A 15090-nucleotide genomic window follows, 5' to 3' on the forward strand; every position below is an offset into this window, starting at 1 on the left:
TTTCATTAAGCTAAGTCTCTGACTTAGCTTTTAGAGAATTCGCCATGTCAGCATATACGATAATTTTTGCACCTATCGCTCAGGCAACTCGATCGGAACAAGTTGTAGAACGCTTGGAAAATGCAATTATCTCTGGATTGCTCAAAAGCAATGAACAGCTTCCTAACGAGGCGGATCTAGCTCGCTTAATGGGTGTGTCACCGATTACAGTACGTGAAGCTTTAAATACTTTACGCGTAAAAGGTCTGATTGATACACGACGCGGGCGAAACGGCGGAAGCTTTGTTTGTGAGTTACCTTCCGATTTACTCTTAAACAAACACCCTCTTCGCCAAGCGTCCAATGAGTATCTAGCTGATTTAGGCGAGTTTCATAGTGCAATTTTAAGCCATGGTGCATATTTGGCAGCACAAAGAACCACTGAATATGAATTAGGCAAAATCAAAGAACTTATTGATCAATTTGAACAGGCCGTTGAAGCAGACACACGTGCCCAACTTGATTTACGTTGCTTGTTAACACTCACCTCTTTTGCTCAATCAGCTCGACTGGCAAATCAAGAGTTAACCATACAAGCCGAATGGGCACCCCTCATTGCTGTGCTTTACCAAGATGATCAATTTCATCAATCGGTCGTCGCTCAATACCACCAACTTTTATCATCTTTTGTTCAAGGCAATGAAGATGATGCTGTTATTCAGGCACGAAAAATTATTTCGATGCTAACAGACCAAATGCTTCGATATAAGTTATCTATCGAATAAAAACAATAAAGTAGAGCGCTTATAAAGTATCAAGTGAGAAATACGGAATTTTAGGAGTTATAGGAATGACCCAACATTTAGATATAGAAGAGCTTCAAAATTTGTTAAAGACGGTGGTGGAGGAAACGACAGCCATTACAGAAAAACTGGCGACCAAAGCGAGTAAAATTCTCTCAAAACATGAACCTGAAAAAACGAAAGACGTTAAGCTTTCAGGTTCAGAGCGTTCAGCTTTGCAAAAAGAAATTAAAAAAGCCTTACAGGAAAGCCATTACAGTCAAGGCATCGGCTTTGCAAGTTATAGCCCTGCAACGCAAGAAGAACAAGATTATTGGACACTCGAATGGTGGTATAAAAAAGAAGATCAATTGCAACAAGCTAAGCTTGAAAACTATCAAAATGCTCAGCGATTTTTAGATTTCCGCTCTTTTGAATGGTTCCATAAACCTGCTCAAAATAAGAGTCCGTGCATACATGGGCCTTATGTCGACTATATTTGCAATGGTGCATACACCATCACCCTTGCCCATCCGGTCATGATTCGTGATCAATTTATCGGTGTAATTGCTACCGATATTTTAGTTTCCGCACTCGAAAAAATTCTTATGCCGAAGCTTAAAAACATAAAACAAAAAGCAATTGTGATTAACGACTCTTCTCGAGTGATTACTTCAAATGACATCACCATCAGAACAGGCACATTATTTAAAGGCCAAAGCCAACAGCAGGTTTTGTCACGGCCGTGTCAATCTTTTCAACTGGTCGTGATTTAGAGTGACGTCGAAAAATATAAATATTTGACTTTGCTTTAGGGCATCACCAAGGCAAAACAGCCACCCACTTTTGTACAAAATTTCTTCAAATAGACATGTTTATTCAGGTCTAGGGGAAGTTTTGGCTCAAAAATAGCATCGCTTTTCCGGATGAAAAGCAAAACAACGAATTTGAGGTTGAAATGACATGGAAAATAAAACGTCTTCCTTAAAAAAACTGTCTCTTTGGCAAGTCACCATTATTGGTATTGCCTACATGACTCCCATGACGGTGTTCGATACTTTCGGTATTGTCTCTGGAATTACCAATGGACACGTACCACTGGCCTATTTACTTGCACTTGGTGCCATGCTACTCACCGCTTGGAGCTATGCAAGATTCAGTAAAAATTCAGAAAAATCAGGCTCGGCATATAGTTATACAGCTGAAAGTTTAGGGCCAAAAAGCGGTTTTTTTGTCGGTTGGTGTTCCCTACTCGACTATTTATTACTGCCCCTCATTAATGTTTTACTTGCTGCAATTTATCTCACAGCACTAATTCCAAGTCTGCCTTACTGGTTTTGGGTGCTTGTATCGGCGGGCCTAGTCACTTTAGTGAATTGTTTCCGCATTCGGTTACTCGCCAATTTGAGTCTATTGTTTGTATTTGCACCTATCATCCTCATGGTCATTTTTGTTTATTTAGTGATTAAGGGTATTGGCTCTACTCAAGGTTATGAGCATGTGCTTACTTTGGCTCCACTCTGGCATGAGCACCAATCTATACTACCGCTCGTTGCGGGTGCCTCAGTTTTGTGCTTTTCATTTTTAGGTTTTGATGCGGTTACTACGCTTTCAAATGAAACCAAACAACCTACCAAAAACATCCCCCGTGCGGTCATGTTAACGACTCTCGCTGGCGGACTTATTTTTTTCACAGCCGCTTGGTTTATTCAGCTTTATTTTCCAAATAATCTACGCTTTCAGCATCCATCAGAAGCGTTGCCTGAAATTGTGCTTTATGTCGGTGGTGCTTTTTTCCAATCCGTATTCTTATGCGGGCAAATTATGAACACTGTCGCCTCTGGTCTCGCTTCTCATGCCAGTGCTTCACGTTTACTGTATATAATGGGCACCGATAATATTTTTCCTAAAAAGTATTTTGGGACAATTCACATCTCCTTAGGTACACCGTTTTTTTCGGTCTTATTTGTTGGTCTTATTTCGATGTCCGCGGTTTTTCTAGACTTAGCCCAAGTCGTCAGCCTGATTAGCTTTGGTGCGCTAGTCGCTTTTACAGCCGTAAATTTTTCAGTTTTTATGAAGTTTTATATTAAAGATAAACAGCGCTCAGGGTTTAAAAATAAATTTCTAAACCTCTTTTTACCGCTTATCTCTGTGATCAGCATTATTTGCCTCTGGCTTAATCTTGATTCATCTTCACTGATTTTTGGATGTTTCTGGTTAGCTTTAGGTATTCTCCTATTTATCTATAAAATGATTAAAAAACAAAGCATTGCTATTAGTAATGCTTATTAATTTTTAAGGAACTTTTGTCATGAAAATTATTTCTAAACCTCAACTTTTAAAAGACGTGGAATATAAACCAAGTAAATCTCTACAAGTGGGCAAAGAGTGGAGCTGGTTAAATCCAAAACATGCAAAATTTGACGCAACCACTGTAGAAGGCACATCGGTAGATAATCCAGCGAACTACTATGAAAGCTCACTTTCTGATTGGCATACCTTTGAGAGTTTAAAAGCTGATATTGAATGCGATGTGGTGGTTATTGGCGGTGGTTTATTAGGTTCATCTACGGCCTTACATTTAGCTGAACAAGGTGTAGATACCGTTTTATTAGAAAAAAACCGTGTAGGTAGCGCAGCTTCTGGTCGAAATGGTGGACAACTCACCCCTGGTTTAGCTCGTTGGGAAGCCCAAGAAATGGCCGATCGCTTAAGCTACGAAGATGCCAAAAAACTCTGGCATTTTACCTCTACGGAAGCCATGCAACTCATCGATGACATCTCGGAAAAATACCAACTCAACTTTGACCGTAAATACGGTCACATTACTGCTGCTGTTCATGAAGGACATTTGGTTGGTTTAACACAAGGCGCCGATGCACGAAAATATTTAGGTGAAGACCATACCCGCATTGTGGGTAAACACGAACTTATGGACTTTATTAAGTCTGATTATTACACAGGTGGTTTAATTGATGAGTTGGGTGGACAAATCCATCCTTTAGCTTTAAACCGCGGTTTAATTTATGGTTTTTGCCAAAATGGCGGTACTGTTTATGAACAAACAGAAGTCCTTTCAATAGAAGAAAAATCAGATGGTATTTATGTTCAAACAGCAAATGCCATCGTAAAAGCTAAAAAGTCTGTGGTGTTAGCAGTACACCATGCTTCTTTTAAACTTTTATCAGAGCAAAACAATACCACTATCCCTTTCTATACTTATGTTGCAACGACTGCCCCGCTAGAGCTTGATACAAAAGAGCTTTTGCCATTTGGGCATCCAGTTTATGACACCCAGTTCCAGATTGATTACTACCGTCCCGTGTTTAATAACCGTTTACTCTTTGGAGGCCAAGGCACAGGAACCTGCTGGGGTCCAGAGAAAACTTTAAATTATCTAGAGCATCGCATTCATACCGTGTTCCCGCAAATTAAAAATCTAGAAATGGATTTTGTCTGGAGTGGAACCACTGATTTAACTGTAAATGGTGCAGTCGATAGCCGTAAGTTTGGCAATAAATTCCCAATCTATGCTGTTCACGGCTGGAGTGGTCACGGCGTTGCACAAACTGTACGTATTGGTAAAGCCATTGCGAATGACTTTGTTGGGCAATCTAACGATTTTGAAATGTTATCTAAAATTGATCATCAAAATATTATGTTTGGTCGTACCCTTGCACCCGTTGTTATTCCGCTCGCGAAAAGTATGTATGGCATCGGCGCAATGATTAATCCGGGCAAAATGGTATCTTTCTAATTTATAAGATAACCAATTTTCAAAAAGGGATTCGTATAGCTTTGTACGGATCCCTTTTATTTAGCGGAGTAAAATCCTTTTCAAACTAGGTTATCCCTAACCAATCTATTACAATAGCGCCAGCTTTTTTATTCAGCGCATATATTTTGAGCAATTCATCTTCCCAATTAAAACGCGGACTTAAAAATCGCCATATCCAGTTAATTGCCATGGGTGGTGCTGTCGGGACAGGTTTATTTTTAGGCTCTGCACAAGTCATCCAGTCTGCTGGTCCTTCTATTATTTTAGGTTATGCCATTGTCGGTTTGGTCGCATTTTTAATTATGCGCCAAATGGGTGAAATGATCGTAGAAGAACCTGTGGTTGGTTCCTTTAGTTACTTTGCACAAAAATATTGGGGCAAGTTCCCAGGTTTTTTATCGGGCTGGAACTATTGGGTGGTTTATATTTTGGTCGCGATGACCGAGCTGACAGCCGTTGCTAAATATGTGCATTACTGGTGGCCCCACATTCCTGCTTGGATATCAGCCTTATTTTTCTTTGTTTTAGTCACGTGTTTAAACTTAGGCAATGTTAAGTTTTATGGTGAATCTGAGTTTTGGTTAGCCATTATTAAAGTTGCAGCGGTCATTGCCATGATCGTGTTTGGCTTATATTTATTGCTTACCGCAGGTAATGATTCTATCGCTAGCTTTGCAAACCTATGGCAGCATGGCGGATTTTTCCCGCATGGGTTCTCGGGCCTATTTTATATGCTCGCCTTCTTAATGTTTGCTTTTGGCGGTATTGAACTGATCGGGATGACTGCAGCTGAAGCCGAAAATCCTGAAAAAAGTATTCCACAAGCCATTAATCAAGTCATCTTTCGAATCTTAATTTTCTATGTGGCTTCGCTTGCCATCATTATGTCGCTCATTCCTTGGAATCAGCTTGACCTCGGTGGTTTAGATAAAAGTCCATTTGTGATGATTTTTAGCCATCTTGGTATTGGCTGGGCAGCGCATTTGCTTAATTTTATTATTTTGACAGCTGCACTGTCGGTTTATAACAGCGGTATGTATGCAAACAGCCGTATGTTATACGGACTCGCAGTACAGGGTCACGCATCGAAGATTTTTACAAAAGTAAGTAAACAAGGGGTTCCAACACCTGCTGTTATCTTTTCTTCTATTCTGATTTTTGGTTGTGTATTACTGAACTATTTTATCCCAGAACAAGCTTTAAGCTATCTCATGTACATGGCTGTAGCTGCACTGGTTTTAAACTGGGCAATTATTAGCTTTACTCATTTAAAGTTTAAACACGCCATGAAGCTTGAAAATAAAGTTGCCAAATTCCCTGCTCTATTTTCCCCTTTGAGTAACTATATTGTTTTAATTTTTATTGGCATGATTTTATACATCATGTGGACTCAAGAATTTGAAAAATCGGTGATTTTAATTCCAATCTGGATTACATTCATGTTTGGACTATATAAATTTTTAAGTTGGAAAAAATCAATCTAATCTTTAAAGAAGGCTTATTCAAACAGGATAAGCCTTTTATCATTTTACAGCTCATTACCCTAAGTAACTTCAGAAAATCTACTCAAAAAACCCTTCACATTCTATTCATCATTATTGAAATGTTCTTTGATAGACACACTGATATGTAAGCCTTAGTAATTCTAAACATTGGTATTTAATGAGATAATTATTAAAGTACAAGTGTTTACATGATCTATAAATATTTGTGTCAATGTTCAGCTAAAATCAAAGCAGACCAGTTATCGTTGCAATCACTCAACAGGCAAAAGATATTCCATCGTAAGACAGGTTCTTTACCCACTTAAATGATTTAGCGCCGTACTGTGTCTCTCAATGATGAAAGACAGGAAATTTTATGGAAAAAGCTCTGCAATGTCCTAAGTGTGGTTCTACAGAAATTGAAGCACGTGACCATGACAAATTACTTAGAACAACTGGCGGTGTTTTACTGACAGCTGCTGGCACAACAGCAGGTACGGTAGGTGGTGCAGCAACTGGCGCGACTGTTGGAGCAGCTATTGGTACTGTTGCTGGCCCTTTAGGCGTGATTGTTGGTGGAACTGTAGGGACTTTTGTTGGTGCCATTAGTGCAGGAATTACTGGCGGTGTCGTCGGTAATATTTTTGGTAAAAAAGCAGGCGTGATGATCGATAAAAATATTTTTCAAGACTATCGCTGCTTGAAATGTAAGTATCGTTTTAAGCAAAAGAAGTAAAATTTACTTAATTTAGACTCAGGTTTAATTTATTTTTAAAGTAAGGAAAGTAAGCATTTTTGATTGCTTTCCTTCCCATTCGTCCTTATGTTTCCTAGCGCAAAGAAATAAAAAATAATTTATAACATCTTTGATCGACACTATTTTTATATACAGATAATCTAGCTCAATAATAGACATGTAGATTAATTTAATTTTTAAAATCCCTACTGAACTGTAAAAATATAGGTTTTATTAATTTCATTACCTCCACCTGCATAAAAACCAACCCAAATATGAATTGTAAATGTACCCTTATACTTTGGGGTTCCCTTGACCTCAATAATATTATAACCATCTCGATCATTAGCAGGTTGAACTGTTATTCCTAAATCTTCAGGAATATTTGTGTTCAATGGCTGATCTGTATCAACGACTTTACCACCTGAAATATTAATCACTTGATAATATTTATGATTGACATGAGCAATGGGTAACTCATCAGGTGTAATCGTATATTTCTTACCACAACCTGCAAGCATCAATAATATTGAGAAAATAGCGACAATTTTCATTAGAATCTCTAAAACCAATAATAATTTAAAATTAAGTTAATTCAACAATTAGAACACTATATTTTTTAAATTATTAATTATATTTAATCCTGAGTTTAGACCTCATTCATCTAAACTCAGATAATTTTAATAAATTTTTCTTAACAGCCACACTCTCTTTTTATAATTTCTATATTTTTGGCCGCCTCTTGATCTCCTTGATCAGCAGCAATTTGAAGTAATTCAATTGATTTACTAATGTTTTTTTCTACCCCTCTCCCTTCATAGTACATTCCAGCAAGTATTTTAGCTGCATCTCCATCTTTCCCATTTATAATAGCCTTGTTATACCAATAGGCAGCCTTTTCATAATTCAAAGGAGTTCCTTCGCCATTAAAATACATATTACCTAAATTAAACTGTGCACTTAAGTCACCCAAAAGAGCAGCTCTATTAAAAAGATTAAAAGCCCTATTATTATCCTGTTTTACACCAACTCCATCCTTATACATTCTTCCTAAAAAATTAAGAGCTACTCTATTATCTTTTTTCGAAAGATCAGAAAAAGTATCTAAAGCCTTAGGAATATTAGTATATTTAGTTCCCTCTGTATAATAAATAACACCCAAACTAGCTTTGGCTTCCTCTTCACCCTGTTCGGCCGCTTTCTCAAACCAATAAACAGCCTTATCCAAATCTACTTTCTCACCATTTAAACCTTGTTGATATACTACCCCCATATTGTATTGGGCAATAGGGTCACCATTTTCTGCATTCTTTTGATATTTACTTAACTCACTATTAGAACTTTTAACTTTTACATTAGATGAATCACACCCCACCAAAGTTAATGTACTAAATATAAATATTGATAAGAAAAATTTCATATTATCTCTCATTTAAAACATGCCTTGGTTTGGAAAATCAAGTGGATGATAGCCTATTTTGGAGGGAGTATGAGGAATTCTTTGAGGTACTCGTAATTTTTGATCAACAGTTGACTGTTGGTCTTGTGAAACTTTGAAATTATATTTTCAATCTTTAATAGTATGTACATGATCATAGAACTATCCTTATTAGTAAAATTAGCAATTAGATAGATTATAATTTTCTATAGATACAGACTTATATCTTTTCTTAAAATTGATCTATGAAAATTCTTCTTTTTAAACATTATTTTTTTATGTTATTTTACGTTGCAAATTGAGTAAGTAGAATTCCTATTTAATAAATTAACACCCATTAATCTATCCGAGATAAAAGATGTTATCAAAAAAAATTCTAACTGTTTGTATTTTAAGTATCTTAAATTCAGGTTGTGCAAAATCTGTCAGTCAAGCTAATGATAATAATGAACAACAATACTCTAGTCAGACCAATACAGATAATATTAATGTAAATGATATCCGATCAAAAGCTGAAAAGGGAGATCCTGAAGCACAGTACAATTTAGGTGTAATGTATGCGGAAGGATATAAAGACATTCAACCCGATATATTAAAAGCTATTGAATGGTACACTTTATCTGCAAATCAGGGTTATGTTAATGCTCAATATAATTTAGGTTTATTATACATGGGAAATGAGCATATTAAACCAGATTATATCAAAGCCAAATATTGGTATGAGAAAGCCGCAGTACAAGGTGATATTCCATCCTTAAACGAACTTGGAAATTTCTACAGTAAAGGTTTAGGTATTAAGCAGGACTATCAGAAGGCTATTAAATACTACTTAGTTGCTGCGAATGCAGGTGATTCAGATGCTCAGACAAATCTTGCCACCATTTTTTTACATGGTAGAGGAGTAATTCAAAATAAGTTAGAAGCTTCACAATGGTATTTGAAAGCTGCCACCCAAGGAGACATTGATGCCCAATATAATTTAGGGCTTATGTACTTACTGGGAGATGGTATAAAACAAGATTATCCTCAAGCACAAAAATGGTTTTTAGCAGCTGCAAATCAAGGTGAAAGCAATGCACAATATCATCTCGGGAAAATATATAAAGACGGGCTAGGAGTGGATAAGAACTTATCCTTAGCCCGTACATGGTTTGAAAAGTCTGCTGATGCAGGGAACTCATACGCACTCCAAGAATTATCTAAGTTAAATTAATATCTATCTAAACATAAAATTAACTCATAAGTAGGATTTTCACCTATCTAAGCATTTATTTATATGGATTTAAAAATATTATTTTAAATTCAAATTATTAATTATATTTAATTCTGAGCTTAGATATTATTTATCTAAACTCAGTTCAATTTAATAATTTTTTGTCAGCACCCACATTCTTTTTTTATAATTTCTATATTTTTAGCAGCTTCTTGATCTCCATGATCAGCTGCGAACTGATATAAATTTAGTGCTTTTTTAATATCTTTACTTCCTCCTCTCCCTTCATAATACATTCCAGCAAGGGTATAAGCTGCATCAATATTTTCACCTGTTTGATATGCTCTTTCAAACCATTTTCTAGCTTCGGTAAAATCTTGTTTAACACCTTGTCCTTTAAAATACATTATTCCTAGATTAAACTGTGCACTATTCGACCCTAAATTAGCTGCTTGTTTAAATAAAGATAATGCTTTTGTATAATCTACAGAAGTATCAATACCATCTTTATATATAATTCCTAACTGATTAATTGATTCTGCGTCATTTTTACCCACACCTTCTAAAAAAAATTCCATTGCTTTTTTAACATTTCTATATTTTGCATTATCACTAATATAAATTACACCCAAATTATATTTAGCATCTTCTTCACCTTGCTTAGCAGCTTTTTCAAACCAATAAACAGCCTTATCCAAATCGACTTTCTCACCATTTAAACCTTGTTGATATACTACGCCCATATTGTATTGGGCAACAGGGTCACCATTTTCTGCATCTTTTTGATATTTGCTTAACTCACTATTAGAACTTTTAACTTTTATATTAGATGAATCACATCCTACCAAAGTTAATGTACTAAATATAAATATTGATAAGAAAAATTTCATATTATCTCTCATTTAAAACATGCCTTGGTTTGGAAAATCAAGTGGATGATAACCCATTTTGGATGGGGCATCTGGGATTCGTGGTAGTTTCGGTAACTTATGGTCAACTGTTGTTTGTTGGCCCTGAGCAATTTTCAATCCTTTAGAAATACCTTGTGGTTTTTCCAATCTACCATATAGATTGATCTTGTCTGTATTAGAACCACCACAAGCCTTATATTTAACAACACCAGCGCATGCCTCTACATACTTACCATCTTTACGTTCACCAAATGCAAACCCATCGACTGGTTCAGTTATACTTGCTTCTCCATATAAGCCTATACTTCTTTCTAAGGTCGACCTAGTTACGCCATTTCCTTTATATTCTACAGACCCGCCAACTCCCACACCTGCCACAATACTTGCATTAGCAGTTTTTCCTGCTGCATATCTTTCAGCTACATCTTTTAAACTTTTACTTGTTGCATACTTTTCATATGTATCTGATGCTGATTTTACACTTCCATATGAACCAATCGAATTCGTCGATGCAAGCCCCCGTGGATCTATCCATTGAGTTGGATCACTTACATAAGCAGAGGTATTAATTCCGCCACTTAAACCAATCGGATCTTTACTCACATATCTTGCACTATGAGGTTCATAATAACGATAACGGTTATAGTGCAGTTCTGTTTCCAGATCGTAATATTGTCCTTGAAAGCGTAAATTATTTTGTTCAAATGGATTATCTTGATTTACTGCTTTAATTTGCGACACCGCGCCCCATGTGTCTTGGAGAATTTCCCATACACATTCACCGCTGGTATTGGTCATGGTTTGTGGTGTTCCGACCTGATCACAGTGGTAGAATGTAATCTGCTCTAAATCAGTACGCTTTTTACCAAGATTACGATTCCAAACAGGGTCTTTATAAATAGAATAAGGTTTTGTTTGATATTCCTGATAATCAGGAGTCTCTATCAGTTGAATGAAATCCTTATAACCTGCTTGTAATAGTGGAACAAAGCTATCAGGTTCATAAATATAGTGCTTTGTATAATTGGTCTGTGCAGATTTAAAAGACTCCCATATCATTAAATCTCCATCCCAACCAAACAATGTTAATGCATTAGCTGTTTTTTTGTAGAGTCGACGACCAAATACATCATACCCATATTTTGTAACTAGACCATTATTATCACTTCGAATAAGTCTGTTTTGATTGTCCCAAGTCAGTTTAAGGTTTTTGCCTGCTTGAGTAATCTCTGTCACATTACCTTGAGCGTCATATTGGTAGTGTTTACCTTTATAACTTTTAATAAGGTTATTTTTAATTTGTGCTGGACTTAATACCGAGTCAGAATCAATTAAGTTACCTGCGGGGTCAAAATTAAAACTTTCTGTTTTATGTAAACTTTGAGCTGCGATTAAACGCCCAATTGGATCATATTGATAATTGAGCTTACCCAGACGGCTATCTTCGACTTGACTAAGCAAATAGTTTTGATCGTATTGATAGTACCTATGTTCTTGATATTGTAAATAATCTTGAGTTTCTTGCTCAGGTTGAATGAACTGTGAACTCAGTAATCCCACATCATTATATTGTTTAGTTTGAATAAGCCCATTAGCTAATAATCGTGTTGTTTCTCTATGCAAATCATCACGCTGAAATGAAGCAACTTCTTGGTTATTTAAACCAATTGCATAAATGTGCCCTGAACCATAAACAAGATGGTTCAATGTTTGGCCATCAGGTCGAATGGTTTTAATTAAATTTCCAAGCTCATCATATTCATAACGTAATACTGCTGTGAGCGGTTTCAGTTCTGGGATTTTATAATGTTGGTGTTCTCTAACCAACTGTCCAAGTGCATTGCGATAGAAATCAATTTGGCTAACCTCATTACTGGCTCGGCTCAGTTGGCTATTCAGGTTATAGTCAAATTGTTCTATTTGTCTCTGCCCTGTATGTAAATGGGTAAAGCTTTTCGAAGCAATTTGTCCATCTATATAATAGTCAAATTGGGTCAGTATATTTGGTTGACGGATTTGAAATAACCTTCCGTTCTCATTGTAACTATAGTGCTTTTCCTCTCCATCAAAGGCTTGTTCACGTATCAAATATCCATATTGATTATATCCAAACAAATATTCGGCTTGATTTTGGTTAATCAGCTTTTGGATACGGCCTTGTTTGTCCCATTGATAAGCTATGCTATGTCGATTGGCATCAATATGCTGCTCTAACAAGCCAACTCGATTGTACTTATATTCCGTTACTAAACCTTTCGTATCGGTATGTTTAAGTAAACGTCCTTCTTCATCATGTTCAAAGTATTCTTTTAACCCATCAGGATAAATAATACTTTGTAGCTGCCCTTTATCTTGGCCCTTGGTACTGTAAATATACTGTACAACTTTATTATTTGCGGTTTGTTCAGCTGTAAGTGCACCATCTTCATCATATTCCCATGTACTACTCTTACCTGAGCAATCGGTATATGAAATCATCTGCCCCAATTCATTGTATCGAATTTTCTTAACACCACCTTTTGCATCAATGACTTCAACCAATTGATTATTATTGTTATATTTATACTGGGTGATATGTCCTAATGGATTGATTTCTTTACTAAGGTTACCATTTTTATCATATTCTCGTTTCCAAATACTACCCTCTGGGTCTTTAATTTCAATTAAATTACCCTGTTCATCATATGCAAAACGAATTATCCCACCATTTGGCTGGACAATTTTAACAAGTTGATCTTGATCATTATATTCTTGTTGAGTCTCTCGCCCTTCAAAATCAATTTGACGAGTAATCCGCTTTTGCCCATCACGGCTGTACCATGATTCACGTCCATCTGCTAAACGTGTGCGGTAAGTAAACCCATTGAGGTCAAAGTAATAGTAAGTTGGAACATCATAAGCGTCATAAACCGCCACTTGACGTAAGCGCGGATGCCATTTTAGTTTAGTATGGAAACTGCCATCATCAGCCCATTCTTCTACTGCTTTAGCTTTGGCTTCAGTTGATTCGTACCGAATATTTTGTCCACGCCCTGTACGGTCTGTATAGCGTGTTAGTTGATGAAATTGGTTATATTCATATGTTCTTGTATGGCCATTTTGATCAATGGCTTTAATCAAGTTACCTTGGGTATCATAATCATAACGCGCTAATGGCTCAGCGTTATCATCTAAAAACACCGCAATGATTTTAATTTGCTCACTAAAAGCAAATTTTAATTGGTGCTTGGCATGTTCTAATTGAAAATCAACATGTTGAAGATAAGCAGCTTTATCGAAAATAAGATAACTTAAGTCAATCTTTTCTTGCGTTTTTTCATTGAATTGTTGAATCAATTGATAAGGCTGGCCAAGTGAAAACTGATGGAATTGAAAAGACCAATCTCCACCGAATTTTAGAACCAAATCTCCATTTTTAAGAGGTTGTACTATTATTCCCTCATAAGGAACTTCATAAGTTTCAAGTGTAATGGAAGCTGGCAGTTGATGCTTTCGCCCTTTACTATCAATAAATAAATAGCCTTGGGCAGTTTGTTGAATCATATTGGAAAATGGCATCATCCAACGTGCACCGATCATGCTTTGATCAAGCTCATCCATTTGTGAGTTATATTGGCGTATAAAAGAAAAACCTATTTTCGGCAAATAGAAGTCTGCATGCTGAACCCGCTCAGCACCAATTGAATAGCTAATACTTTTTCCAGATTGGGAATCAGAACCTTCACATGGTGGAGCATTTAAAGCATCTGCCTGTAAACTTACAAACTCTAAAGTGTCTCCTTTCGTATGCCGTTCATACTCACCCGTCTGGTTGATTGGCACACTTGCATTACCTTTATTTTCTAATGCTTGTATCGCTTTCAGTGTTTCTTGTAATAGCCAGGCCAACGTATATTTTTGGCCTACATTTGCTTGTTGTTGTAAAGTTTGACTTAAAGCCGCAATAGCTTGAGTTGCTTCTTGTTGCAAACGACTTATTATACTTGGTTGTATTTTAGGGGTTAAATTTGCTTGGCTCGGCTTCCCTAATAAATCAATGAGTGGAACAGCCCAGTTGGTAAATTTAAGTTTCGGATCTCGTTTTTCTGCACTTACACCTGCCGCAGTGGTTATTCCTAAATTTGTACCTGTTGCTGGGGACATCATGCTCTGTAAGATAGTTACACCCAATGGCGTAGCACTGGTAAGTAGACTGCTTAACTTTGTTTGAGTTTCTTTTAAAAAATTCTCTAAATCTCCAGCGATCATCGCATTGAGATGTAAACCTAAACGTTTAATATCCGTTTCTGTAATTTTTCCATTTTCTCGATATAAGCACTGCGCCATTAAACCAAACATCGGACGTAAAGCCATGCGTGCATGTGCTTCATTACTCGGCTCTGAAAATAAACCAATTAAATTTGCCGCAAGCAATGCCCCACGTTGTACAGCAGCATCACCAGTTTTTTTATCAGTAGCATAAAGTATTAGGTCTAGTACACTACCCGTCAATGCAAAGATATTAGCAACCGTGGTTATATTGGCCTTACTTTTTATTTGTTCTAATGTCGTGTTTCCACATACTTGTAAATAAAGCTGAACCTGACTTGCGATCATTTGCAAGTCCGCTACATCCGTCATGCTATTTAAGTTAAAAACAGCAAGTTCAACAGCAGGTTGTTTTTTAATTTCTTTCTGTTGGGTATTCTCTTTAGCCATCAATATAAAACCTTTAATTCATTCAATTACAGCAATATTTTTCTATGTTGAATCGCTCTATTCATCCA

General features: G+C 36.5%; 11 protein-coding genes. 7 read left to right on the forward strand and 4 right to left on the reverse strand.

The window, feature by feature from the left end; translation table 11 throughout:
* Nucleotides 1-44 precede the first annotated feature (44 nt).
* The 6 genes from rmpR to F931_RS13130 all read left to right on the forward strand — a co-directional run bounded on the left by rmpR (nt 45) and on the right by F931_RS13130 (nt 6762).
* Nucleotides 45-764: a FadR/GntR family transcriptional regulator gene (gene rmpR / locus F931_RS13105; protein ID WP_002120532.1), complete on the forward strand. Its 720-nt coding sequence runs from the start codon at nt 45-47 to the stop codon at nt 762-764.
* 65 nt (nt 765-829) lie between these two features.
* Nucleotides 830-1537, forward strand: a complete 708-nt coding sequence (locus F931_RS13110; protein ID WP_016141823.1) for a cache domain-containing protein — start codon at nt 830-832, stop codon at nt 1535-1537.
* A gap of 187 nt (nt 1538-1724) precedes the next feature.
* Nucleotides 1725-3056: an APC family permease gene (gene puuP / locus F931_RS13115; protein WP_016141824.1), complete on the forward strand. Its 1332-nt coding sequence runs from the start codon at nt 1725-1727 to the stop codon at nt 3054-3056.
* A 19-nt stretch (nt 3057-3075) separates the two neighbouring features.
* Nucleotides 3076-4521 (forward strand): NAD(P)/FAD-dependent oxidoreductase, encoded by a 1446-nt coding sequence (puuB, locus tag F931_RS13120; RefSeq protein ID WP_016141825.1) that lies wholly within the window; start codon nt 3076-3078, stop codon nt 4519-4521.
* A gap of 146 nt (nt 4522-4667) precedes the next feature.
* The gene (locus F931_RS13125; RefSeq protein WP_080649495.1) at nt 4668-6026 is read left to right on the forward strand and encodes an amino acid permease; all 1359 of its coding nucleotides are present in this window, start codon (nt 4668-4670) and stop codon (nt 6024-6026) included.
* 376 nt (nt 6027-6402) lie between these two features.
* On the forward strand, nt 6403-6762 hold the full coding sequence (locus F931_RS13130) for a hypothetical protein (RefSeq protein ID WP_016141827.1): 360 nt from the start codon (nt 6403-6405) through the stop codon (nt 6760-6762).
* 206 nt (nt 6763-6968) lie between these two features.
* Here the strand turns inward: F931_RS13130 and F931_RS13135 are convergent, their stop codons facing one another.
* The gene (locus tag F931_RS13135; RefSeq protein ID WP_016141828.1) at nt 6969-7316 is read right to left on the reverse strand and encodes a hypothetical protein; all 348 of its coding nucleotides are present in this window, start codon (nt 7314-7316) and stop codon (nt 6969-6971) included.
* A 140-nt stretch (nt 7317-7456) separates the two neighbouring features.
* On the reverse strand, nt 7457-8194 hold the full coding sequence (locus F931_RS13140; RefSeq protein WP_016141829.1) for a tetratricopeptide repeat protein: 738 nt from the start codon (nt 8192-8194) through the stop codon (nt 7457-7459).
* Between the two features lie 364 nt (nt 8195-8558).
* On the opposite strand from F931_RS13140, the gene F931_RS13145 reads away from it, so the two are divergent.
* A complete protein-coding gene (locus F931_RS13145) occupies nt 8559-9413 on the forward strand; it encodes a tetratricopeptide repeat protein (RefSeq protein ID WP_016141830.1) in 855 nt (284 codons plus the stop codon).
* A 164-nt stretch (nt 9414-9577) separates the two neighbouring features.
* Here the strand turns inward: F931_RS13145 and F931_RS13150 are convergent, their stop codons facing one another.
* Nucleotides 9578-10303, reverse strand: a complete 726-nt coding sequence (locus F931_RS13150) for a tetratricopeptide repeat protein (protein ID WP_080649496.1) — start codon at nt 10301-10303, stop codon at nt 9578-9580.
* 12 nt (nt 10304-10315) lie between these two features.
* Nucleotides 10316-15022, reverse strand: coding sequence for an RHS repeat-associated core domain-containing protein (locus tag F931_RS13155; protein ID WP_016141832.1), 4707 nt, complete (start codon nt 15020-15022; stop codon nt 10316-10318).
* Between the last annotated feature and the right edge of the window lie 68 nt (nt 15023-15090).

Origin of the sequence: Acinetobacter pittii ANC 4050 (assembly GCF_000399685.1) — a bacterium.
GTDB lineage: Bacteria > Pseudomonadota > Gammaproteobacteria > Pseudomonadales > Moraxellaceae > Acinetobacter > Acinetobacter pittii_E.